Origin of the sequence: Eubacterium limosum (assembly GCF_000807675.2) — a bacterium.
Taxonomy (GTDB): domain Bacteria; phylum Bacillota; class Clostridia; order Eubacteriales; family Eubacteriaceae; genus Eubacterium; species Eubacterium limosum.
This window is the reverse complement of the sequence record NZ_CP019962.1, coordinates 2,196,921-2,220,735: the sequence shown is the minus strand read 5'-3', so window position 1 is coordinate 2,220,735 and position 23,815 is coordinate 2,196,921. Positions and strand designations below refer to the sequence as shown.

Here is a 23,815-nt window from a genome sequence, read left to right as displayed (position 1 = left end):
TGTTGTGCATACCGGAGGCAGACAACCATGAAAAACGCATTTCTTAAAGATATTTGGCGGACCATCCAGAAAAGCCGCAAACGCTTTTTTTCCATCCTCATGATCACAGCCCTTGGCGTCACCATGCTCACAGGCCTTAAAGCCGCCTGTGATGACCTGCGCTATTCGGCAGACCGTTTTTTTGATACTCAAAAGCTCTATGACATCTCGGTCATGTCCACCCTGGGGCTGACAGATGAGGATGTGGCAGCGCTCTCGCAGCTGGACGGCGTTGAAACGGCCGAGGGAGCCTACAGCGAGACCGTCTACACCCAGGTGGATGACAAGCGCCAGAACGCCGAGGTCAAGGTGCTGAGCGCCAAGGGCCTGAACGAGCCTTATCTGCTGGAGGGCGCTCTTCCGCAAAAGGCAGATGAGATCGCCGTGACGCAGAAATACATGAAGGACACCGGCAAAGCCCTTGGCGACTCGCTCACCATCCTGGAGGATCTGGCGACCGCTGAACCAGTGGACAGTGCCAGGGATACCGATGAATGGGCCGCAGACTTTGAGGACGAGGCCGAAGCGCCTACCTTTGCGAATACCACCTATAAGATCACTGGTGTGGTACTGGACCCCATGGATATCAGCAACAATGAGGGCGCCTCTGCCTTCCGTTCTGCCTCCACCACTGATTTCACCTTTTTTGTGACTCCCAGGGCTGTTAGCAGCGATGTCTTTACTGCTGTTTACCTGACGCTCGCGGACAGCCGCGACTTAATCTGCTACTCCGACGCGTATAAGGACAGTGTGCAGCAGGTTATTCAAGCCATTGAGGCTAAGATCAAAACGGACCGTGAGCAGGTGCGCACCCAGTTCGTTACTGGTGAGGCGGCCAACAAAATCGCCGATGCTGAGCAAAAAATGAACACGCAGTTTGCGGAGGCAGACGCCGAGTTCGCAGACGCCGAACAGGAGCTGGCCGATGGGCGGCAGAAGCTTACAGACGGTTTTCGGGAACTGGAAAACGGAGCGTGGGAGCTGGCTGGCCAGGAGCAGACAGCAAATGCCCAGTTTGAGGCAGCCCGGCAGCAGATAAACGACGGCTACGCTGCGCTTATCGCCAATGCCGCCAGGCTTGAGGATTCCAGCGCTTTGCTGGATGAGGGTGAGGCACAGCTGAGCCAGGGACGTGAGCTTCTGGCCCAAAAGCAGGCTGAGGTGAATGCCCAGCTGCAAAGCGCTCGTGCCCTGCTCGACGAGGAGCAGGCAAAGCTGGAGGACTCCCAGGCCGATTTAAACGCCCAGGAGGAAGCCCTGTCTGGTCTGTTTGGTCCAGCCTGGCCCAATGATCTCTGGGACGCCTGGCTCGCAGCGCCCCCGGAATCGGAAGCAGAGGCCCAGTCTGCCTTTATGGCTGCCTTTACGCCGGTGCTGAACGGCGCTGTTCAGGCCATCGACGCGCAGATTGCCGCTCTGGACCCGGCCGATCCGGATGCTGCTGCCCGGCTGGAAGCGCTTCAGGCCCAAAAGGCTCAGCTTCAGGCTCTGCCAGAGGCCATTCCTCAGCTGGCCGGCGGTCTGCGCCAGCTGACAGAGGGCCGTAAAACTCTGGATGAAAACCGCGTGAAGCTGGAACAGCAGCAGACCGAAGCCGACACCCAATTTAAGGCCACCGCCGAGACATTGGAGGCGAACGCCACGCAGCTCGCAGCTGCCCGGGCTCAGCTGACTGAGGGACGCACCCAGCTGCTGAACGGACAAAACCAGCTGGACGCTGGCGCGGCTGAGCTCTCCTCCCAGGAGGACAACGCCCGCAGGCAGCTGGCTGAGGGACGCCAAACCCTGGAAAACGGCCGTCAGGAGCTGGTGGACGGAGAAACCGAGCTAAACGAAGGACAGGCAGAGCTTACCGAAAAGCGTCAGGAATATGAGGATGCCAAAGCAAAGGCCGAGCAAAAGCTGGCAGACGCCCGGACCGAGCTGTCCGATGTCGACACGGCCAAATGGTATGTTCAGGACCGCAGCGCCCTGGGCGGCTACGCCAGTATTGAGAGCGACGCGGGCTCTATCGAGGCGGTCGGGACTGCGTTCCCCATTGTCTTTCTGGTGGTGGCGGTGCTCATCAGCCTGACCACCATCACCCGCATGGTTGAGGAGGAACGTGGGCTCATCGGTACCTACAAGGCACTGGGCTACCGGGATGCCGCCATTTACAGCAAGTACCTGCTTTACTCCTTGGCGGCCTGTCTGGCCGGCGGTATTCTGGGCGACGTCTGCGGCTTTATCCTGCTGCCCAAATTTGTGTTTACCATCTTCCAGATCCTTTATATGCTGCCGGAATACCTGTTCCGGTTTAACCTGCTCTATGGCCTGGGCGGTGTGCTGCTGTTCACCGTCAGTATTTCGGGTGCGGCGGCCATCGCCTGCCGCACCGAGCTCATTCATATGCCCGATGTGCTCATGTGCCCTAAGGCCCCGCGCGGCGGCTCACGGGTTCTGCTGGAACGTATTCCGGCGCTCTGGAACCGTCTCTCTTTTTTAAACAAGGTGACCATGCGAAACCTGTTCCGCTACAAAAAAAGGCTGTTTATGACCGTGGCGGGCATCATGGGCTGCACTGCCCTGGTGCTCTGCGGCTTTGCCATTAAAAACTCGGTCAACGACCTTATGCCCAAGCAGTATGAGCATATCTACCAGTATGACCTCATGGCTGTCACCTCTGCGGATGACAACACCGAGGTCATGGAGCGCCTGTCTGGGGATGATAACATTGCAAATTATATAAACGTGCTGACTGGCAATGTCAAGCTCAAAAAAACTGCCGAGGGCAAAGAGGAAAAGGTACAGCTCATCGTGGTGCCTGAGGGGCATTCCCTCGAAGGCTATATCCATCTCGAAAACACCGATGGCTCCACGGCTTCTCTGCCGGACAACGGTGTGCTGATCACGGAAAACGCCTCCCGTATGCTGGACCTCGGCACAGGGGATGCGCTCTTTATCCAGGATGACCAGCTGGTTCAGCAGGAATCAACCGTCTCGGGGATCGTGCGCAACTATCTTGGCAACGCGGTTTATATGCGCCAGAGCGTTTATGACGCGATGTTTGGCGCCTACGAGCCTAACGCTGCTCTCGCCCATCTTTCAGACGCCTGTACCGATCACAAGGCTTATGCCGATACTTTGGGCCGCCAGGATAAAATACTGTCGGTCACCAGCATTGCCCAGCTTAAGGAAAGCTTTTCCTCTGCCTTTTCCCTGGTGAACTCCGTCGTTTACCTGATTACGGCCATGGCGGCGGGTCTGGCCTTTATCGTGCTGTTTTCCCTGTCCTCTACCAATATATCGGAGCGGACGCGGGAGCTGGCCTCCATGAAGGTGCTTGGCTTCTATGACAAGGAGGTTCACCTCTATGTAAATAAGGAAACACTCATTCTCACCCTTATCGGCATCCTGCTGGGTCTGCCGGTCGGCCGTGCCCTGGGCGGCAGCCTGACCTATGTGCTCAACATGCCCTCGGTCCATTTTGCCGTCTATGTCGAGCCCATCAGCTACGCCATCACAGCGCTGATCTCTTTCAGCTTCGCGCTGATCGTCAACCTCATGACCAACAAGACCCTGGATCATATTGATATGATTGATTCCCTTAAGAGTGTGGAATAGAAACATGACGCCAGTGCACCTTTTTATTCTGTATTCTTCCTTAAATGCACCTAAAATGTATCTATTTTGTATCAAAAGTGTGCTATACTTAACAAATCCTAATACATCGGTGTTTGGACTTGCGTGCAGTCAATACAAGCAGGTACAAAGGAGGTACTGGTATGCAATTAAGGAAAAAGGTGCTCAGTGTCGTTTTAGTTTGTCTGGTGATTTTGATTGCAAGCGGTGCGGTTTACTGCTTCAGCATTTTACAGGGGATCTCCAGCGACCGGCTGGATTCAAGCCAGCTCCATATTAACCAAAAGCTGGACAAGGATGTTGCCAATATTGCTGTTTTCGGTCTCGACGGCCGCAATGATGTTGAAGGTGACCGCTCCGACACCATCATGCTGGTCACAGTCAATTACAAAACCGGCAATGTCAAGGTCACCTCTCTTATGCGGGACCTGATGGTCAAAATTCCCGAGAGCAGGGAAAACAGCGTAAGCTATGAAAAGGTCAATGCCGCTTACGATTACGGCGGCCCTGAACTTGCTGTCCAAACCTTGAATGAAAACCTGGACTTAAATATTTCGGACTATGTTTCCATTGACTTTAAATGCCTGGTGGATGTGGTCGACGCCCTGGGCGGGGTTGAGATCAATATTCCCAATGAGTCTGTGCTCCACTGGACAAACCAGTACATCATGGATGACAACGATAAGGTCGGAAAATCCGACCCGTTTCTTACACAGACGGGTGTCCAGACTGTTACCGGAATCCAAGCCCTGTCCTTCTGCCGTGAGCGTTACAGCGACAACGACTATATGCGTACCAAACGCCAGCGGGAGGTCTTTGAGCAGATTGCCCAAAAGCTTTTCAACAGCGATATTTTCACAGATCTTAGTCTTCTCGGCAAGGTTTACCCCTATGTGCAGACCTCTCTGCCGCTTAAGGATATGACAGGCTACGCCAAGACTTTTATGTCCCTGGATAATAAGACCTTTGACGGCTACAGAGTCCCCCTTGATGATTACTCCTATGGCGATATGATCGACGGGGTCTGGTACCTTGTCCCTGACACGCTGGCCGATAACGCCATTGTACTGCACAAGATTTTATATGGCAATGATTCAGATTACACGCCCTCGGACGACCTCATGAAGATCAGCGATACTATCGCCGGGCAGACTGATGGTAAAACTGGTATTACCATTGATACCAGCGCTCCCTTTGAAAGCTATCTAAAGGATTCTGCCAATGAAAATGTGGTGGTGCCTGTTGAGGACGCACCGTAAAAAAAGGTATCCCAAAGCACTTAATCTGCTTTGCGGATACCTTTTTATTTTATGACTCTTACTGCTTAAATGTCTTTTTACGGATTGTTTCTGCGCCTCCGGTAAACGACTCCCAGACCTGCGGCCAGCAGCAGTAACGCAGCTGTTCCCAGAGCTGCGGCTGTTCTGTTTTCATGGATTCCGGTGCCTGCGTTTTTATCGGCGTGGCTATTTTTTTCTTCCTCTGAGCCGTTTGTGCCTGTGCCGGCTTCTTCCCCGGTACTCTGCGCTGTTTTTATCTCAAAGCTCAGACGATAGGTGCTAACCTCAGTATTATTTCCTCTGGGCCCGGTGGCCTGGATGGTAAAAACAAAGCCCTCCTGTAAAAACTGATCCTTTGGTATCGGGGCTTCCGCGCTCACGTTCTGGCCAGCGGCGGTGATCGTCAGGGTTCCTTCTCCTTCTACTGCGGGTTTCAGGCGAATCGCCTCTGTGCCCTCTGGCAGCGTTACCTTTGAAAATTCGGTAACCTGCTGGCTGCCAAGACTCTGTCCTTCGGCGTTCAGCGTCTCAATGGACAGGCCTGCCAGTGTACAGCTGTCCAGATTGGTGGTAAAGGCCTTGATCATGGCGTTGCCGGTCTTCAGGGCATGGCCCTCTTTATCCACACCGTCGGTTCCATCCTTAGCCAGATCGACCCAGGCACCTTCTTTATACAGAAAGCTCTGGCCCTCGGCGACATCTGCAATGTAACGGATGGTGGTTTCTCCAGTTGGTTCAGTGGCTTCTTCATCCTCCACATCCACCACTTCACCGCTTCCACGCTCGATGGGCGCATAGCCGTTTCCGTCTCTGTTTTTGATGGTTTCCACCACCGCAAAACTTTCACCTGCTTTTAATGGGATCGCCTCTTTTAGTGCGATGGTATGGTAGCCCGCGTAAGGTACACTCACGCTTTCCTTTTCTGCCACAAGCTCGCCCGATGTGGGGTCGGTGGTTCCTGCGGCCACCTTATAGATCTTGATATCGGCTGTACAGTCAGGCTCGACGGTCGTCACTGAGACTGCCTGAAGCAGCTCGTCCGAGGCTGCTGTAAACACATTGGCGGTCTTGCCGCTGCATCCCGCTTCTGACGGCTTACGGCTGTCCGGCGATTTAAGCCCCAGATAGTCGTATTGGTAGTTGTTGTCGTAGGTAAACAGGCCGTCTGTATCTGCATCGACCTGATAGGAGGTAAAATCGCAGACAGACTGGTCGTAGTAGGAGAGATAGAAGTAGCCATGGCGGTCCACGGGCAATTTGTCCTTATTGGATTCCCAGCCTTCGTCTGATTTATCCTCATAGTTTCCCCAGCTGTTTTTGACAATCCACGCGCCATTCTTTGCAGGGCGATGCTCTTCCTTAAAGTTTTCAGCCAGGTAATTGTCATCCCACCCCACAATGCTGACCGCATGGTTTGCGGCGGCGTACTCATAAGTATAGTGGGCCTTGGTTTTCATATTCAGGTAACGCAGATCTGTCGCCCCTCCCGGCATTGAAACAGCCGCACAATAGGAAATCTCTACCACGCCGTTGTCCACGATTGCCTGCTTGATGGCTGCGGTAGCTGCCTCCGAATACTGGTAGTCTTGGTGGTTCTCCTGATCTGTGAAAGTGGCTGTGCCTGGAAGGAAATTGATGTTCTGCACCCGCGCGCCGGACATGGCTTCCGAATCTCTGATGAGACTGTCCGGCAGGCTCCAGTCCGTTTCTTTCGATTCGGTGTCCCCGTCGTTTGCCTCATAGGGCGCTGCGCTTTCCTCTGCAGGCCCGGACCAGCTGGACAGTACGGTTGCGCTGATATTGCGGTTTCCGCCGTAATCGAGACGCTTATCGGCGTTTTTAACTGGCTCGATCCCTTCGCCGTGGTCGGGCGTATAACCAAACCAGGCGTGGTACCGCTCCGAAAAATCAACATCGGCGGCGGCGCTGCCCGTGGTTTTGATATAATTCGACTCCACGGCCGACAGGGCTCCGAAGGCCCAGCAGGTTCCCCAAGGGGATTGCAGCTTTGTGCTGGTAACATAAGATGGATCTGTAACCCCATCCCCATCCAGATCAGCTTCCCGAAGGTCCAGTTTTTCCGGCAGTGCGCTTCTCGGCGCGATCCGGTTCTCGCCTGCGGGGTAGTTGCTGTAGCCAGCCCCTGCGGTATCGCTGCTGTAGCCGCCAATGGCCGGTTGATCCGTCAGAGGCCCTGCTGCGGCCACACTGCCCATTAAGAGCGGCAGCGTGACTAAGGTTGTGAGGAGGGCTTTTTTAAAACGCCTGGGTTGTCTGCTTGTTTTTTTCTGCATTTTCTTCTCCTCAGTTCTGGTCTGGGTTTCCCTTGTATTCTGCGCTGCCGAAGCCAAGGATCAGTATAAAAACAGGTCTCAGCAAAAGCAGGCCGACGGTATAGCCTCCCCCATGCCCAAAGGCCTTGGACAGCTTGTAGGTCTGGATGATCATCAGAATAAAGGATACTAAAGAAAGCAGGCTGCTAATGGTGAGCAGTGCGCTGTTTTCAGAAGCCCCCATAAAGCCGCCGACCACGATACAGGCCAGGTAAACCCAGAACATGCTCGTTTTCCAGCTGATTTTATACAGGATGTAACTGCCATAAATTGGAATCAGTGATTTCCAGCCAGGCTCTCCTGCTTTTTCAAACAGCTTCCAGCCTGCTACCAGAATAAAAACATACCAGGCCAGGGCTAAAAGCAGCCCGACCATGCCAGTTGTCTCATAGAAATAATTGTAGGTCATTTTTTAACTCTCTTTCTAATTAAAATACATCCGCCTGTGGCCAGAAGCAGGAGCGCTGCAGCTGCCAGGATGGTTTGCGTCTGTGTACCCGCAATGCCAGTGCCCGCGTTTTTGCCTGAGCCAGTGGGGTTTGCGCCATCGGCATTTTTGTCGGTGGTGGTGCCTTCTCCTGTGCCAGCCGGCGCTTCGGTTTTCACTTTATAGTTAAAAGCTGCCACGTCGGAGGTACCGTACGCATCGGTTACGATGGCCTTGATGGTCATATCCTGATCCACAGTGACAGGTCCTTCGTAGACAGTGCCCGTTTCAGCGGCAGGGTCGCTACCATCTGTGGTGTAGCGCAGGGTGACGTCGGTATCCGTTGTGCTCAGAGCTACCGGGGTACCCTTATCCACAGTCATGGCGCCGTCAACCGGGCTGTAGCCCTCAGCGGTCACGCCGTCGTAATTGATGGTAATGCCGAGGTGGCGGATATGTTCGCCCGCTGCCGCCTCATCGACGGTGATACTGCCGTTTTCAATTTTGGTGAAGGTGGCTGTGCCTGCACCGATCAGCTTCTGTGGTGCGTCTACTGCGCTGGTGATGGTTGGTCTGGCTGCCTGAGAAAGGGAAAAGTTCCCCAGATTGTCGCCAAAGCTGTAAATGCCGTCTTTCTGTTGGAAGAAATTGGCTAAAGTATAGTTTCGGATAAGTGCGTCAAAGTCCTTGACCTGGTTGCCTTCGCCCATATAACCCATTTTGGTCAACGCATCTGTCACTGCTTCTTTATCGCAGGTTCCAAGACTAATTTGTTCATCACTTACAGGGCTTTTTCTGGTCTCGCGGTTGGTATTTAGTATGGTTTTATATATTTCATCACCGCCGCCTTTCAGTCCTTCGGTCTGGCTGGCCAGATAACGCCCGAAAAGGTACCAGTTTATATAAGCGCCTGTACCGGCTGTATCCACCCTTCCTTGGGGCACATACAGACCTGAGAAAACCATGGGAACTGTAGTGTTATAAGCATCGACATAGGTATTGTAGGCCGTCAGCTGTACATTTGGTACATCACCGCTCACGCCGCAGACAGCTACAGCGTTCTGGGCAAATGTTTCATTCAGCCAGGTTTCACTATAGATGTAGGATTTTTTTTCTTCTTCTGGTGTGAACACTTCCCCGCCGCCGGTCTGCGCATAATTGATCAAATGCTGCCACTCATGGGTTAAAATTCCCATTCCCAGATTTTCCCCATAGGTTTCGTCGTCCATTGTTGCGGCGCTGTTAATGTTGAGCATATCCATTTGATTGTCTTGCAGATCGCTTGGCGCAAAAAGTCCGCCTAAATGTGGGTCTGGCATGGGATAAAAAACAAATGCCACCTTGCCGTCACCATCGACGTCAATACTGTCAGAACCTCCAAAAGAACTGGTGAGCTGTCGATAAATCTCTGTATCAATTTTATCCTTCAGACCAAGGATAATGTCCTCAGTCGCGAAGCCATCTTTATTTTCTGTGTCCAGCCAGAAGGTTGTGTGGTCTCCGACAGCAATACACTTTGCAGCAAAAGAAGGACCAGTCACATGGATGCTTGATGTAAAAGTTCTGGTATCCCCCACTTTATAAGGCACTGTTGCTGCCTGGGTCTGCGCTTCCAGCGATGCCTGAGCCGTATCCTCACTGTTTTCTGCGAGGGCTTTTGCCTGTGTTATTTCCTCACCGGCTGTTTCCGCCGTATTTGCCGGAATCACCTGTCCGTCATTTCCTGTCGCCTCCCAGCTTTCATAAAAATCCTTATTCGTATCCAGATCTCCTGGATGATTTGGATCATAATATTTAAGTACATCAAAATCATACCTTGTGTTCTGTGTCATCAAGATATCGCCGCTATACACGCCGTCCTTCCCTTCATCAACAGTGATGGTCTGCGCAAAAGCAGGCGACGCTGTGGCCAGGCACAGCAGCAGGGAAATGAATACTGCCAAAATCCGTTTCTTTTTCATATAATTACCTCTCTTTATTTTTATTCCATCCTTTCGGCCTGAAAGCTAAGCCTGTGCGCTCCGGTCAATGGGTTTTACCAAAAGCACAATAATGATCAAGACCATTGCGGTAAGCGTTGTAAAAATACCGGCCTCCAGTCCAAAGCTGCCGCCGGTCAGTATGGGGTTTCCCTCTGCGATCTGGGCGGAGAGGATGGCAGCGCTCTTTTCGTGACCGCTCACTGAAAAGCCGAATAGGTTTCCCTGGGTAAAGTTCCAGGCTGTGTGAAAGCCTGCGGCCATCCAGATGCTGCCCCTCCTCAGAATGACCAGGGCCAAAAAAACGCCGATGATAAAAATATTGAACAGGGGCAGAAAGCTGAGCCCTGTTGCTTTGATATGAGCCAATGAGAAGAATGCGGCGCTGATGCCTGCGCTGGCCCAGATGGGCAGCTTTTGGGACAAGGTCACCATCAAATAACCTCTCGTGATGACTTCCTCGGTCATCCCCTGCACCATATAGCTGACAAAAAGGAACAGAATACCGCCCCACGCGATGTCGGGCATCAAGCCGTTAATTTTGACCACGCCCGCCAGCATCCCAAAGCCCACGCAGGCCACAAATCCGATAAAGCCAGTGGCTATTCCCACCAGATATTCACCGCCCAGACCGGCTTTTACATAGCCCAGCCCGCGGGGACGCCGCTTTTCGATAAACCAGCAACAGGCAATGGCGCCGGCGATGCCGATGAAATTTAGAAAATTTATGACTGCTTCGGGGCTTCCCACAGGCCATGCCGTGGTATCCATCGTTTTAATATAAGCGCCACCCATTTTTGTCAGCTTGAAATAAACCAGAAAAAACACAATGAATGACGCAATTTCAATGATAAAACGCTGGTTCGTCTCTGCCTTCCGGACCTCTTTCATAAAAGCCGGACGAGGAAACAGCCGATCTATTCTTTTTTCATACATATTGTCGATCCCCTCCTTTTTCTCTGTTATGTTTCATAATATCCATCGTAAACGTTATTATTATTATATCACGATTATCCACTAAAAAAAGTGCAACTCATCACGTTTACACGCAGTTCGTCACACTTTAAAGGGCTATTAAACACAAACTGATCTTTGTTACATAAAAGTTGCCTTCTGAGCCAGCGTTCACCTGGCCGTCGTGGGCCTGGACAATGGCGGCCACACTTTTCATCCCCACTCCGCTGCCGTTTTCTGAAGCTGACACTTTAGGCTTCTGGCTGTTTTCCATGACAATCACGAGGGAAGTACCAATACATTCGGCGCGAAGGTCAATAAAGGGTGTTCCCTCTGTTACCTGCCTGCAGGCGTTCAGGGCGTTTTCTAAAATATTTGAAAAGAGAACGGTCAAATCCACTGGGCTGATCCCCGGGAGCTCTGGAAGCACAATACGGTGTCTTAGTTCAATGCCATCCTTCTGGCACAAATCCAGGTAGTAGAGCACAATATTATTGACCAGATAATTCTGACATACCATGATCTGCGCATGGGCGTCCATACGCTCCATATAGGCCTGGGTGTAGGCCTCTGCGCCTTCGTGGTCGCCCTTTTGCAGCATGCTGCCGATCTGCCGCATATGATGGCGTACATCATGCCGGGCTGCCCGGGCCTGTTCAATGCTGCTTATCATCTTACGGTAGCTGAGGGCGTCGATTTCGACCTGCTGAGCCAGGCGCTGGGCCTCCTCCTCTGCCTTCATGGTCTGGGCGCTCTGGCGCACAATGGAAAAGAAAAGGGCAAAGGAAAAAAATACGCAAAGCGTCAGGCTGAAAAAGACGATAAGCATCGGCGGGGTATAAAAGGTTCTGGCGCCTGTAACCGTCGCAAAACTGACGCCGTAGATCATCATGAGTAGTATGATCCCTGCGCCGATTTTACGCGTGATCGCGGGCTCCATATTTTTGAGGGCAGGCCGCACCTGCCTGCGCATAAACACTGCTGCTGCCGGCACTAACAAAACATCGAGCACCATATAAAAATACAGCGACCCATCCTGTAACAGCACGCCGGCTTCCTCGACCTGCCAGGGATTTACATTGCTGTAAAGCGTGCCCAGGGCCGTCGTAAAAGCCGCGTAGGTAAAACCCATGGCATAGACCAGGATTTTTTTCATCGCGGTGCTCCGCACACAGTAGAAATAGAGCGCCAGACAGACGAGCATGGTTACAAAACGGACCAGATTATCCGCTGTCGCGATGGCGTTATCTCCTGTAAACAGGGTCTCATTTCTGACCAACACTGCAGTCTCTGCAAGCGAAAGGAGCGCCATGCTACCAATCCCCAGAAATACCAGTCTTTTGAGCGGCAGGCGGTAGTCTTCCCTGTCAAAGGGTAGCAGACAGATAAAAGCAACGGGTACCACCTGAAACCAGAAACCCAGCAGATAGCGCGCAAACAGATTGGCATTGAGAAAATCATTCATGGAGTGTCCTTCCGTACCAGATCATACTGATAATTGTAATATTTATCACGGATTATCTTAGCATGCTGACGGCTGAGCATGATTTCTTCGCCGGATTTCATCCTGCAGGTTCCATTTTTTATTGTCTGCACCGCGCGCATATTAACCACTACGCCCCGCCTGAGCATAAGCATGTCCGCACTCAGCTGTTCCTGAACATTCTTAAGCGGACAGCGTGTTCTGATGACCTTACCACTGCCCATATAAATAAGTAACCAATTGCCCTGGGATTCCAGCTTTTCAATTTTTCGCTGATCAAACTTCAAAATTTCCCGATTCTGATGAATGATAAGTGGTACTAATGCTTCGTTTCGCTGTCTTACGCACCGCCGCAGGGCCTCGTCAACCTGTTTTTTCCCAGCAGGCTTTAGCAGATAATCCACTGCCCTGACCCGGTAGGATTCTGAAGCAAACTCATTTGAAGTGGTCAGAAAAATAATCGCTGCCTCTGGATTAAGCTTCCGGACAGTCTCTGCCAGCTCAATCCCGTTCTTTTCTTTTAGGAATATATCAATGAACGCAATGTCTGGCGGCCGTTTTCTGATGGCCTTCAGACAGCTTTCTGCGTCCTCAAACACCCGAAGGCAGTAATCTGGAAAGATTCCACTCACAGCCGCTTCAATCAATCGGGTTGCGTGTTCTCTGTCCACGGTATTGTCTTCGCATAAAATAATGAGCATAGCCATCTCACCTCTCATTGACGCCACATAAAACAGGCGGTTTATTTATACTATAAGTATAGCATTAAATTCTAGTATTTTATAAACCGTTTGCCATAAATTTTAACCATTTGTTCTATTTAAAAACCCCGCTCTCATAAAGAAAGCAGGGCTTTGTTTTTAATAATAGTAGTAATTTCCAAAGGCCAGAATCATGGCGACAATGGAACCGAAAAACATAAAGGAAATGACCACACCAATGGCCATAATGATCAGCTGTGCCCTCGCGTAATTTTTCTTGTTTGGGTCGATGTCGTTGGCTGCGCTCCAATAGATCAGCATAATAAGGTTGACGATTGGAATGCAGACGAGAAACAAAGTGAGCAACCACTCGCCAAGGCCCATTATTTTCGCTGCCGGGCCTTCTGCTGCCGGACGCACGGGCTCTGGGCGTTCGGGCTCATTCTCAAAGGCATTTTTATAATCCGCCGTTGCCGGTGCCAGCTCTGCTGTTTCCGGCTCTGCGTTCTCATCGCAGCTATTATCGTCAATCATGGATGCAATGACCACATCGGCTGCGTCGGATGAATTTTCTTCTTCTCCGGTTCCGGCTGTTTTTTCATCCTCCAGCGTATCACAGTTTGTGTTTTCAATCTTGGCGGCAAATACATCTGCCGCATCGCCCGGGTCTTCTGCCGGGAATGCTTCGGCCATTTTTGTTTCGTCTGGTTTCAGCTCTGTTCCACAATTGGAACATACCTTATCCTCCGGGTCAATACCGACATAACAATTTGGGCAGTACTTGGTCATAAGATCACTTCCTTTTCGTTTATTTGAACACGGTGTTTACTCTTCGATCACGTAAACCCGTTTCATTACCTGGTCTTCATAAGGTTTATCCATGTAGTCACGGTCTGCATTGACGATTTCGTCCGCTGCTTCCATGCCTTCTGTCACAGCGCCAAAGGCTGCGTACTGGCCGTCGAGGTGTGGTGCGTTCTCGACCATGATAAAGAACTGAGAGCCGGCAGAATCCGGGCTCGCTGAGCGCGCCATGGACAGCACACCTCTTTTGTGCTTCAGGTTATTTTCAACGCCGTTGGCTGCGAATTCACCCTTGATGGTATGTCCCGGGCCACCGGTGCCGGTGCCGCTTGGGCAGCCGCCCTGAATCATAAAGCCGGGGATCACGCGGTGGAAAATCAGGCCATCGTAAAAGCCGTCCTTTACCAGATTTAAAAAGTTTTCAACACTGATCGGAGCAACGTCCGGATACAGCTCTACCTTGATGGTCTTTCCGTTTGCCAGTTCAATGCCGACTACAGGATTTTTTTCACTCATAATTTCCTCCAAATGGTTGATATAAGATTAATACCCTAATGATACACTAAAATACCAAAAAAGAAAAGCACAGCTTAGCGGTCACTCACCAGTTCTTTCACAAAGTCTGTGGCCGGCTGATTGCGGATGTTCTCAGGCGTATCTATCTGTACCAGACCGCCGTGGTCCATAACAGCCACACGGGTACCCAGCTTTAATGCCTCCCGGATATCGTGGGTAATGAACACAATGGTCACGCCCAGCTCACGGTGAATACGCAGTATCTCATCCTGGAGCATGCGCCTGGTGATCTCATCGACAGCTCCGAAGGGCTCGTCCATGAGCAGGATCTCCGGTGCCGCGGCCAGTGAGCGGGCAATGCCCACCCTTTGCTGCTGCCCACCGGACAGCTCGCTGGGGTAACGGTCCAGCAAGCTCTCATCAAGCCCCACAACTTTTACCAAGCGTGCCACGGCCGCTTCCGTTTTCTGCCGGTTCTGCTTGTTTAAAAGGCTGGGAACATAGGCGATGTTCTTCCGCACAGTCATGTGTGGGAACAGTCCTACTCCCTGAATGGCGTAGCCAATATTCCGGCGCAAAGCAATGAGATCGGTTTTTGAGATGTCCTGTCCCTGCACAAAGACTGTGCCTGTGTCGGGAATCAGCAGCCCGTTGATCATCTTGAGCAGGGTGGTCTTACCACAGCCGGAGCTGCCGATAATGGTCAGAAACTCTCCCCTTCCGATATCCAGGCTGAATCGCTCCAGAATGGCTTCGTCATCGTATGCCTTGGTGACGTCAACAAACTGGATAATGGGATCATTCATTGATCAGACCCTTGCTCCTAAGGAATTCCATAGCGACGTCGTGCTCGTCCCTGTTGTTAACCTCCAGATCATAGTTCATTTTGGACATCTCCTCATTGGTGATGATACCATCCATTTTCTTAAGCACGTTTTCTAACTCTGGATATTTTTCCAGCGTCTCCTCACGCACAACGGTACCGCAGTAATAATTCTTAAAAAAGCCCTTGTCATCAGTCAGGGAGACTGCGTCTGCAACTGACAGCTGCCCATCGGTAGTATAGGCGTTAATGACATCCACCTCACCAGAGTTCAGTGCATTGTATTTTAAGCCAATGTCCATGTCCATATGATCCTTAAAGCTAAAACCATAGGCATCACAAAGTGCCTGGTAGCCATCTTCACGTTCATAAAAGTCCGGGTTAGCCCCAAAGGTGATCTCTGGGGTATACTTGGCCATATCGGAGAAGGTTTTGATGTTGTATTTATCCGCGATCTCCTTGCGAAGAGCCAGGGTGTAGGTGTTGTTAAAACCGTACATACCCACCCATTTAAGGCCGAACTGTGCATCGTATTCGTCGGTCAGGGTATTCCACAGGGTCGCGTCATCCGGGTACTCTGTTTTTTTCAGGATGTTATTCCAGGCTGTGCCGGTGTACTCAGGGTACAAGTCAAAATCTCCCTTGACAAGCGCAGGGTGAATATTACTGGTACCGCCGCCTACACCTTTGGTAATCTCCACGTTCAGGTCTGTGTTTTCCTGAATCAGGATGGACAGCATTTCTCCCAGGATCAGCTGTTCGGTCATGGGCTTTGTAGCGATCTTAACCGTGCCGCTTTCCTTTTGTCCGCCTGCGCTGCACCCGGTGATCATGGTCACGCCAAGCACCAGAGCCAGCGCCAGGACTCCGATCATTTTTGTTTTCTTTTTCATGCAATCAATCTCCTCTTCCTGTTGATTATTTTAACAATCAGCCCAATCCCAAAATCTAAGATCAGAGCCAAGAGCGCGATAAGAATACTTCCGGCCACAGTCATGGCCATGTTACTGGTGGTAATGCCCCGGTAAATAGCGACTCCTAACCCGCCGGCGCCGATGAAGGAGGCGATCCCGGTCAGGGCAATCGTCATGACTACCATGTTTCTGAACCCAGTCAGAATGACGGGCAGGGCCAGGGGCAGCTTGATTTTATAAAGGATCTGAAAATCCGTACTGCCCATGCCTCGGGCCGCCTCGATCACTGCCGGGCTGATACCGGTGATACCGGTCACTGTGTTCCGTACCATAGGCAGCAGGGCGTACACAGTCAAGGCGATGATCGCCGTAGTGTTTCCAATGCCGGTAAACGGGATCAAAAACCCGAGAAGGGCAATGGACGGGATAGTGTAGATTACGTTGGTTGTCCCCAGAACCACAGGCGATACCCTGGGGTGCTCACTCACGACCACCCCCAGCACCAGACCAATCACTGCCGCGATGGCAATGGCTGTACCCGAGATTCGCAGATGCTGAAGGGTCAATTGTAGGAAAAAGCCCCCGCGTTCTGCATATAAACTTAATACTTCCTCTAGCAAAATTTCACTCCTTTTTAATTGCCGAATAATGATACCATTATTATAACATAAAGAAAAACAATAAAAAACCGCCGCATTGCCGCGACGGCTTTACCTTGCCTGCCTTAGGCAGACTGTGAATACAAAGCGATATCCAAATGATCAAGTGTAACGTCCTCGGGAAGTTTATCCTTCAGATAATCCTTCAGAAGTACTTCCAGGTCATTGTCAAAATAATCTTCAATCTGATTGGTCTTCTTGTTAAAGATATGAACGTGAAAACCCGTGCGCGCATCAAAACGCATAACCTCGTTATGATCGTGCAACTTCAAAATCAATCCTTTTTCCTCGAACGTTTCAAGAATGTTATAGATGGTTCCAACAGACATGATGCTACCTTCATTTTTCAGTTTATCCATGAGCATCTCAGCGCTGGGATGTTCATCCGTTTCTGAAAGAACTTTTAATACGCTTATTCTCTGTGGCGTTGCTTTCAAACCCACACTCTTAATTCGTTCTCTGTATTCTTGTAAATCTGCATTCATCTTTAGAACCACTCCTAGATAATAATTGATGACTTAATTATACTGAATCTCCTGAAATTTGTCAACCTTTGTTAACTTTTCTTTATAAAGATAAAGACTTTTTCCGAAAAAACAGACCTTATTCCATACTCACCATTTTTTATTCTAACATGTTTTCATCCATAAAGCATTAGGAATACTGATGTATTTAAAAAAATACATCCTACGAACTACAGTTCAACAACCGTTACACCAGAGCCGCCCTCGTTTGGCGCACCCAAACGGAAGTCTTTAATCAGGCTGTTATCCTTAAGGTAGGCGTGTATGACCTGCCGCAGCTTGCCGGTGCCCTTGCCGTGGACAATCATAAGCTGGTGGGTTCCTGAGACTACCGCATCGCTGATCATCTTATCCACCAGATACAGAGATTCCTCCCCGTTTTTACCCCGAAGGTCAAGCTTGGTGTCCATAGTGTGACGGTCTGCGCTTTTGTAGCTGACCTTCTTTTCCTTTGGCTTGGCAATGGCCTTGGATTTGGTTAAATCTGCCAGCCCCACTTTAAGCTTCATATTGTCGGTCTGAACCATGACGCTGCTGTCCTTTGGCATGATCTTAACCACCTCGCCCTCTTTGTGGAGGCTCTGGACATGAACCTTCATGCCCATTTTGATATCGTCGATATCCAGCTCCTCGTCCTCCTCGGGCCGGGCGATTTTATACATATCAAAGATATTTTTTTCCTGATCCTTGATCTTTCTTCTCAGGGCCTCCAGCTTTTTATTATCCTTGACACTCTTGGCAGTGGTTTCCTGAATATAGCGGATCTCCTTATAGATTTCCTCTGTCTCTTGACGGGTGTCCCGCACAATGGCACTGGCCTCTTCCTGGGCGCGCTCGATCAGTTCGGCGCTCGCCGCCCTGGCTTTTTCCCGTTCATCTGCCATTTCGGCCTTCATGTCCTCAATCTGACGTCTCAGGCGCAGGATCTCCTCATGCTCGGCCTCGGTCTTTTTCCGTTTTTCCTCAATTTTGATCAGGGTTTCCTCAAAACGGATGGCTTCATTCTCAATGAGCTTTTTAGACGCTTCGATGATGTCCTCACTCAAGCCAAGCCGCCTCGCGATCTCGAAAGCGTTGGATTTTCCCGGTACACCAATGAGCAGCTTAAAGGTTGGCCGCAATGTAGCCACATCGAACTCAACCGATGCGTTGACAACGCCTCGGGTGACCAGAGCGTATTCCTTGAGCTCGCTGTAATGTGTGGTGGATACACTGGTCACACCCCGCTCATGCAGGGTATTCAGAATAGAGATCGCCAGCGCCGCTCCCTCGGTGGGGTCGGTGCCTGCGCCCAGCTCATCAAAAAGCACCAGGGCGTCAGCATCTGCGTTCTTCATAATGTCCACAATGTTCGTCATATGGGAGGAGAAGGTGCTGAGACTCTGCTCAATGCTCTGTTCATCCCCAATGTCGGCGTAGATATTCTTATATACCCGGGTAGCGCTGCCCTCTCTGACCGGGACAAACAGCCCGGACTGCACCATGAGGTTCAGCAGGCCGATGGTTTTCAGGGTAACCGTCTTACCGCCCGTATTGGGCCCGGTAATGATCATAGTGTCAATGTCTTCGTCCATGTAAATATCCGAAGCCACCACTACCTTGGGGTCAATGAGAGGATGGCGTCCTTTGATAAAATGGATTTTTCCTTCCTCACTCACATGGGTTAGCACGCCGCCAATAGCCAGGCCATATTTGCCCTTTGCAAACTGAAAGTCCAGCTCAACCAACAGGTTGTAATCCTCGATGACCTCTTCTTTATAGTTCGCGACCTTTTCGGACAGCTCCTTGAGGATGCGTATCATTTCCTTTTCCTCCTCAGCTGCCAGCACCTTGAGGTCGTTATTGAGCTCGACTACGGCCAGGGGCTCAATGTAAAGGGTAGCGCCGCTGGCCGACCGATCCAGCACAATGCCGGGAATCTGGCCCCGGTACTCCTGCTTGACGGGAACCACATACCGGTTGTTACGGATAGTAATGATGCGTTCCTGCAGATATTTTTCATTCTGCGACGCAGAGATAATGCCGTTAAGCTTGTCGGAAATACGTGTGTTTTTAAAGTTGATCTCGCGCCGGATGCGTGAGAGCTCCCGTGATGCGTTGTCTGCCATCTCACCCTCGGATAAGATTTTATGGCTGATCTCCTTTTCCAGCTCCTCACAGGGGGTCAGCAGTGTAAACAGGTTTTTCAGCTGGTCCAGGGTTTCGAGCTGAGTATCATTGTAATAATAGTTTTCCATATCCTTGACAATGCGCAGCAGGGATGCGACGGCCAGCAGCTCCTTCATGGAGAGCATGGCTCCGATGGATGCCCGGTGCACATAGTCGCTGGTATTTTTGATTTCGGAAAGCGGCGGTCGCCCGTTGCGCAGCATCATATTGAGTGCTTCACCGGTGACGCCAAGTGCCCTTTCCACCTCGTAGACGGTCTCGTTGGGAACCAGAGCGGCTGCCCGCTCCTTTGCTCCCTCACTGACACAGTGTCCCTTGAGTATTTCCAATATTTTGGGGTATTCCAGTACCTTCAGACTTCGTTTGTCCATTTTATTACTATTCGACTCCTCGTTTAAAATTTCCTTTTGTATAGCGGACTCCGGCACGGCCGGGCATAGGACCGAAAGCACCCTTATCAAGCGCGTTTCGGTAGTAGCTTACCACATTCTCCAGCTCTTCTGATCCTTCGTCTGTAGCGTAAATCCGCCATTTATCAATATGCTTCTGGCGCTTCAGCTCCTCTTTTAAGAGAAGCACATCGCCGTTGTAGATATGAATAATGTTGTCTGTGTCCTTGCGCAGCGGAAAGGAGGCGCCCCGCTCGTCGGTCAGGGCTGCCCAGCCCTGGTATCTCTGACAACCTTCGCATTGCTTGTCCGCACAGTTGTACACACAGTTGGCGCTCACCATAATCTCCTGACGGCCATATACGGGCAGCACACAGCTGATGGCTGAGCGCTTTGCCAGCCCAGCAGCCTCCGCGGCACTCAGCTCTGGTGACAGCACACCGCCGTCCACCTGCCATTCTTTTAGCTGCTTCATAGCCAGAGCGTTAAGCAGGTTAAAAGGCTGGTCTGCTTCTTTATAAACCGGTCTGTTCTGAAACAGGTTCAGTACCTCATAATTCTTTATAAGTATGCCATCGTGGTGCAGGCCGCAGAAATCTTCAAGACGAGCCTTTAGCCGTGCGGACGCTGCGGTGTCCATGATCCTTGGAAAGGCGAGCAGCACGCGCTTACCGCATTCGTGGGCGCATGCAATGGGTCTCTCACAGTCCTGGGGCCTGCTGAGGTCTTGTACCGGAAGCACCAGCTCATCCACAGCCAGGCCGCAGAGCGCTTCAAAATCTGCCCTGCCAACGGGCTCCAGCGACAGGAGCGGCTTTTTAACCTCCCGCTTGACTGGCAGCTCATGGCTGAGTGAAAAGACCACCGGCACAGGCTTTTCTTCTTTCTGTTCTGCGTCCAGAGCTTCCACGATCTCCCGGCGCAGCGCGTTCAGCTCGCCCTTTGATAAGAAAATTCCCGGCTCGATGTCTGCGTCCAAACCACCAAACTGATAGCCCGTATCTCCCAGCCGTTCAAACTGCCCGGACAGCATCTCACAGGTCAGCGGCAGCTTCTGGGCCGCTGTTGGCGTGATATCTGAAACTCTGGTCACCACCTGCTCTCCCGCCTCCGCGGTAACCTCTGCCGGTTCACCGAGGGCCAGCCTCAGCCTGAAGCGCACAGGCTGCTGCCCGGCTGGCTCCGCCGCCCGGCTCGCACGCTTCAGCCGTCTGGTCAGGCGGGCGTCGTGGTTACGGTAGACAGGTGTGTCAACAGGTACCTTAAACCGGCTCGGCACCTTAACCTTTATACCCGGTTTTTCTGCGGTTAACGGGCGTCCCTTTAAATCGAAAAGCGCATCAATCCGCATTCCCATTTCAGAGCCCTCCCCAAAAGACAGGCCGTCGCCCACTGAAAAGACTGTATCCGGCAGAGCCTCGATCAAAAGCCTGCCACTCTCACAGCCAATAATATGGCCTGCCAAAGTCCCCCGGTTGCGCCCCACCACATCACCAATGACTTGCGGGTCACTAAAAAGACGGCCCTCTGTGAAGGAACGGTTAAACACCTGAGCCAGCTCTTTTTCCGTGATGGACGGTGTCTTTCCTTTTTCGTCCACAGCGTCCAGAGCTTCACGGTAGGCCCGGGTCACAGCGTACACGTACTCGGGACTTTTCATCCGCCCCTCAATCTTCAGCGAGTCAATGCCCGCCTGTGCCACCTCATTAAGCCTGTCTCTAATGTTCAAGTCCTTCATACTGAGCAGATAGCCCTCCTTAATCAGGTGCTTATCTGCGTCTCTCAGCTGATATTTTTTACGGCAGGGCTGGGCACAGAGTCCTCGGTTACCGCTTCTGCCACCGATCATGCTGCTCATCAGACACTGACCTGAGTAGGCATAACAGAGCGCACCATGACAGAAAAGCTTGACCTCTACCCGGGTTTGACCAGCGACCATGTCTGCTTCTGAAATGGGCATCTCCCTTGGAAGCACCACCCGCATAAAGCCCAGCTTTTCAAAGAACAGGGTACCCTCAAGGCCGTACACAGATCCCTGGGTACTGGTCTGGAGCCTGAACTCCGGAAAATATTTTTGCAGCAGAAAGATCAGCCCTGGGTCCTGGACAATAAGGCCGTCAATGCCCAGACCTGCCAGAAAGTTCAGATAATGTACCAGATCTTCAAACTCTTCATCCTTGATGAGAATGTTGAGTGTCACATAGACTTTTACGCCATACTGCCTGCACAGCGCCACAGCTTCTGTCATTTCCATCTCGTCCATATTGCCCGCGTTGCGTCTGGCGTTAAAGGCCTTGCCGCCAAAATAGACCGCGTCTGCCCCACCGTTTATGGCCGCGCGGATGCTCTCCAGGGTGCCGGCCGGCGCCAGCAGCTCAGGTATTTTGTACATTGTCCCCGCCTCCTTTATTTTATCGTATAAACCATTGGTCTATTATAACCTTTTTAACGGCAAAACAAAATATGTAATCATGAACAGAATCAATAAATCGCAAATCTTTCGCACACACAAAGCCCCGGACAGCGCTTGTCCGGGGCTTTGTGTGTATTTATTCAGTTTTTATCGCTTTTTTGTGCCTGTTCGCGGGCCTTGCTGCGAGCGGCTGCCCGACTGCCCAGAGGTTGGGCGTTTTTTCTTTTGTACCGGCCGTGCGGTAGCATTGCGCTCCACAGGTCTTCCCGGTGAAGCTGAGCCTGAGGTTTTTTTCCTTGGCGCGCTGCCAGATGGGCGTTTTTGCTGGGGCCTGCGCGGCGGCTCACCGGTGGTGGTTTTTCGCGGAGGTGTCTCTGATCCGGTATAGCCCTGAGATTCATAGAGTTTCCGTTTCGCCCTTCTTCGGGCCCGGGCCTGTTTTTCCCGCATGATTCTCCGTTTGCGGTAAACATAAAAACGGAAAAAGATAAACAGAATCACCAGCAGTGGAATGCCGATAAAGGCTGCAATTCTCAGATAATCCCAGAAATTTCTGGGACGAATCTGATTCTGGGCGTATAGCGGTGTCGATTTTACCGAGTCGGTGCCCTCGTAGATGGTCAGTGTCCCGACCTGAGCGTCGGGCTCAATGTCCCCCACTACTTTCAGCCCTTTGTCGGTATCAGCCAGAAGGCTGGTGTCCCAGGAGACCTTGGCAGTATATTTGTCTTCCTGACCCTTGGGGATCATGGAGCTGTAGGCTTCCTTTGTCTTAACCGACAGATTTTTGCCGTCCTTATAGTGGGCATTGATCACCGTAAAATCTTTATAATGGCCGGAATCATCGGTCCAGTCCAGCAAGCGGTTGTCATCAAAGGCAGCGTTGATGGTATTGCTGGCCTCGGCAAAAATCCCCTTTTCGTCGCCTTTCATGATCACCCCGACAATCTTGGCGTCACCATCCTCGGCGTTATAGACAAAGCAGCGGCCGGCTTCATCGGTGTTGCCGGTCTTGCCGCCCTTTGCCTTGGCATTGTAGTAAGGATTATCGGTTCTTCCCTCCTCGATGGTTCCGCCGTAGTCGGCGGCGTCCTTGTAGAGAAGCATGTCGGTATTTTTCCATTTCTGCGGTTCGCCGCGGTTGGTGGTCATTTCATAGACTTTGGTTCCCTCCACCTTTGAGATGGTCTCATTGGAAAAGGCGGTCTTCCCGATCACCGCCATATCCGCTGGCGTGGTGTAATGGTCGGGATCGTGAAGGCCGTGGGCATTTTTAAAATGTGTATTCTTAAGGCCCATCTGCTGTGCCTTAGCGTTCATTTGATCCACAAAAACCGTCATGGCCTGGTTATAATCCATCTTTTCATTTCCGCTGATCTTACGCCCGATATTGGCCGCGATCACGTTGGCCGCGTCATTGCCCGACGGCAGCAGCAGCGCGTACAGCAGCTGTTCCCAGGTATAGATTTCTCCAACCTCAAGATGGGCTACGCTGCTCTCGTAGCCGATGAGCTTAACCTCATCGCCAACGGTTACCTTATCATTCAGGCTTGAGCCCACATAATCCAGAGCCGTTAAAGCGGTCATAAGCTTTGTCGTGCTGGCCGGGTAGTAGCGTTCGTCTGCGTTTTGTTCCACCAGAACATCGCCGCTGTTTACCTCAAAGACAACAACTCCCTCGTCGGGGCCAAAGGACGGCATCGCCGCCCACGCACTGCTGCCAAAGACCCCAAAGGCCAGCAGCAAAGCCCCTAAAACTGAAATAATTTTCCTCTTCATTGATCCCC

General features: G+C 51.5%; 17 protein-coding genes. 2 read left to right on the top strand and 15 right to left on the bottom strand.

What is annotated here, in order from left to right; translation table 11 throughout:
• The first annotated feature begins 27 nt into the window (after positions 1–27).
• Both B2M23_RS10270 and B2M23_RS10265 read left to right on the top strand, forming a co-directional pair.
• On the top strand, positions 28–3,642 hold the full coding sequence (locus B2M23_RS10270; RefSeq protein WP_038352595.1) for an ABC transporter permease: 3,615 nt from the start codon (positions 28–30) through the stop codon (positions 3,640–3,642).
• Between the two features lie 161 nt (positions 3,643–3,803).
• Positions 3,804–4,919 (top strand): LCP family protein, encoded by a 1,116-nt coding sequence (locus B2M23_RS10265; protein WP_052237279.1) that lies wholly within the window; start codon positions 3,804–3,806, stop codon positions 4,917–4,919.
• 77 nt (positions 4,920–4,996) lie between these two features.
• Here the strand turns inward: B2M23_RS10265 and B2M23_RS10260 are convergent, their stop codons facing one another.
• The 15 genes from B2M23_RS10260 to B2M23_RS10195 form a co-directional block, all read right to left on the bottom strand.
• Positions 4,997–7,234, bottom strand: coding sequence for a C1 family peptidase (locus B2M23_RS10260; RefSeq protein WP_038352596.1), 2,238 nt, complete (start codon positions 7,232–7,234; stop codon positions 4,997–4,999).
• A gap of 10 nt (positions 7,235–7,244) precedes the next feature.
• On the bottom strand, positions 7,245–7,682 hold the full coding sequence (locus B2M23_RS10255; protein ID WP_052237280.1) for a DUF5684 domain-containing protein: 438 nt from the start codon (positions 7,680–7,682) through the stop codon (positions 7,245–7,247).
• On the bottom strand, positions 7,679–9,661 hold the full coding sequence (locus B2M23_RS21440; protein ID WP_038352597.1) for a chitobiase/beta-hexosaminidase C-terminal domain-containing protein: 1,983 nt from the start codon (positions 9,659–9,661) through the stop codon (positions 7,679–7,681). Before B2M23_RS21440 ends, B2M23_RS10255 begins: the two co-directional genes overlap by 4 nt.
• A gap of 45 nt (positions 9,662–9,706) precedes the next feature.
• Positions 9,707–10,615 (bottom strand): CPBP family intramembrane glutamic endopeptidase, encoded by a 909-nt coding sequence (locus B2M23_RS10245; protein ID WP_038352598.1) that lies wholly within the window; start codon positions 10,613–10,615, stop codon positions 9,707–9,709.
• A gap of 127 nt (positions 10,616–10,742) precedes the next feature.
• A complete protein-coding gene (locus B2M23_RS10240) occupies positions 10,743–12,098 on the bottom strand; it encodes a sensor histidine kinase (protein WP_038352599.1) in 1,356 nt (451 codons plus the stop codon).
• Positions 12,095–12,817 (bottom strand): LytR/AlgR family response regulator transcription factor, encoded by a 723-nt coding sequence (locus B2M23_RS10235; RefSeq protein WP_167617853.1) that lies wholly within the window; start codon positions 12,815–12,817, stop codon positions 12,095–12,097. Before B2M23_RS10235 ends, B2M23_RS10240 begins: the two co-directional genes overlap by 4 nt.
• Positions 12,818–12,976: 159 nt before the next feature.
• Positions 12,977–13,606 carry a zinc-ribbon domain-containing protein gene (locus B2M23_RS10230; RefSeq protein WP_052237281.1) on the bottom strand — a complete coding sequence of 210 codons (630 nt, stop codon included), beginning with the start codon at positions 13,604–13,606 and terminating at the stop codon, positions 12,977–12,979.
• A 36-nt stretch (positions 13,607–13,642) separates the two neighbouring features.
• Entirely contained in the window at positions 13,643–14,137 is a 495-nt protein-coding gene (locus tag B2M23_RS10225; RefSeq protein WP_038352601.1) for a peptidylprolyl isomerase, read from the bottom strand.
• Between the two features lie 74 nt (positions 14,138–14,211).
• Positions 14,212–14,943, bottom strand: coding sequence for an ATP-binding cassette domain-containing protein (locus B2M23_RS10220; RefSeq protein WP_038352602.1), 732 nt, complete (start codon positions 14,941–14,943; stop codon positions 14,212–14,214).
• The gene (locus B2M23_RS20920; RefSeq protein ID WP_038352603.1) at positions 14,936–15,853 is read right to left on the bottom strand and encodes a glycine betaine ABC transporter substrate-binding protein; all 918 of its coding nucleotides are present in this window, start codon (positions 15,851–15,853) and stop codon (positions 14,936–14,938) included. The genes B2M23_RS10220 and B2M23_RS20920 overlap by 8 nt, the downstream gene beginning before the upstream one ends.
• Positions 15,850–16,494, bottom strand: a complete 645-nt coding sequence (locus B2M23_RS20915) for an ABC transporter permease (RefSeq protein WP_038352604.1) — start codon at positions 16,492–16,494, stop codon at positions 15,850–15,852. The genes B2M23_RS20920 and B2M23_RS20915 overlap by 4 nt, the downstream gene beginning before the upstream one ends.
• 104 nt (positions 16,495–16,598) lie before the next feature.
• A complete protein-coding gene (locus B2M23_RS10210; protein WP_038352605.1) occupies positions 16,599–17,018 on the bottom strand; it encodes a Fur family transcriptional regulator in 420 nt (139 codons plus the stop codon).
• 209 nt (positions 17,019–17,227) lie between these two features.
• Positions 17,228–19,597: an endonuclease MutS2 gene (locus B2M23_RS10205; protein ID WP_038352606.1), complete on the bottom strand. Its 2,370-nt coding sequence runs from the start codon at positions 19,595–19,597 to the stop codon at positions 17,228–17,230.
• A gap of 7 nt (positions 19,598–19,604) precedes the next feature.
• A complete protein-coding gene (locus B2M23_RS10200; protein ID WP_038352607.1) occupies positions 19,605–22,007 on the bottom strand; it encodes a U32 family peptidase in 2,403 nt (800 codons plus the stop codon).
• Between the two features lie 168 nt (positions 22,008–22,175).
• Positions 22,176–23,807, bottom strand: a complete 1,632-nt coding sequence (locus B2M23_RS10195) for a D-alanyl-D-alanine carboxypeptidase family protein (RefSeq protein ID WP_052237282.1) — start codon at positions 23,805–23,807, stop codon at positions 22,176–22,178.
• Between the last annotated feature and the right edge of the window lie 8 nt (positions 23,808–23,815).

Coding starts and splice junctions, on each gene's coding strand:
- B2M23_RS21440 (WP_038352597.1), bottom strand. CDS start 9,661: ATGAAAAAGAAACGGATTTTGGCAGTATTCATTTCCCTGCTGCTGTGC.
- B2M23_RS10195 (WP_052237282.1), bottom strand. CDS start 23,807: ATGAAGAGGAAAATTATTTCAGTTTTAGGGGCTTTGCTGCTGGCCTTT.
- B2M23_RS10220 (WP_038352602.1), bottom strand. CDS start 14,943: ATGAATGATCCCATTATCCAGTTTGTTGACGTCACCAAGGCATACGAT.
- B2M23_RS10205 (WP_038352606.1), bottom strand. CDS start 19,597: ATGGACAAACGAAGTCTGAAGGTACTGGAATACCCCAAAATATTGGAA.
- B2M23_RS10230 (WP_052237281.1), bottom strand. CDS start 13,606: ATGACCAAGTACTGCCCAAATTGTTATGTCGGTATTGACCCGGAGGAT.
- B2M23_RS10240 (WP_038352599.1), bottom strand. CDS start 12,098: ATGAATGATTTTCTCAATGCCAATCTGTTTGCGCGCTATCTGCTGGGT.
- B2M23_RS20920 (WP_038352603.1), bottom strand. CDS start 15,853: ATGAAAAAGAAAACAAAAATGATCGGAGTCCTGGCGCTGGCTCTGGTG.
- B2M23_RS10255 (WP_052237280.1), bottom strand. CDS start 7,682: ATGACCTACAATTATTTCTATGAGACAACTGGCATGGTCGGGCTGCTT.
- B2M23_RS10235 (WP_167617853.1), bottom strand. CDS start 12,817: ATGCTCATTATTTTATGCGAAGACAATACCGTGGACAGAGAACACGCA.
- B2M23_RS10265 (WP_052237279.1), top strand. CDS start 3,804: ATGCAATTAAGGAAAAAGGTGCTCAGTGTCGTTTTAGTTTGTCTGGTG.
- B2M23_RS10270 (WP_038352595.1), top strand. CDS start 28: ATGAAAAACGCATTTCTTAAAGATATTTGGCGGACCATCCAGAAAAGC.
- B2M23_RS10210 (WP_038352605.1), bottom strand. CDS start 17,018: ATGAATGCAGATTTACAAGAATACAGAGAACGAATTAAGAGTGTGGGT.
- B2M23_RS10225 (WP_038352601.1), bottom strand. CDS start 14,137: ATGAGTGAAAAAAATCCTGTAGTCGGCATTGAACTGGCAAACGGAAAG.
- B2M23_RS10260 (WP_038352596.1), bottom strand. CDS start 7,234: ATGCAGAAAAAAACAAGCAGACAACCCAGGCGTTTTAAAAAAGCCCTC.
- B2M23_RS10245 (WP_038352598.1), bottom strand. CDS start 10,615: ATGTATGAAAAAAGAATAGATCGGCTGTTTCCTCGTCCGGCTTTTATG.
- B2M23_RS10200 (WP_038352607.1), bottom strand. CDS start 22,007: ATGTACAAAATACCTGAGCTGCTGGCGCCGGCCGGCACCCTGGAGAGC.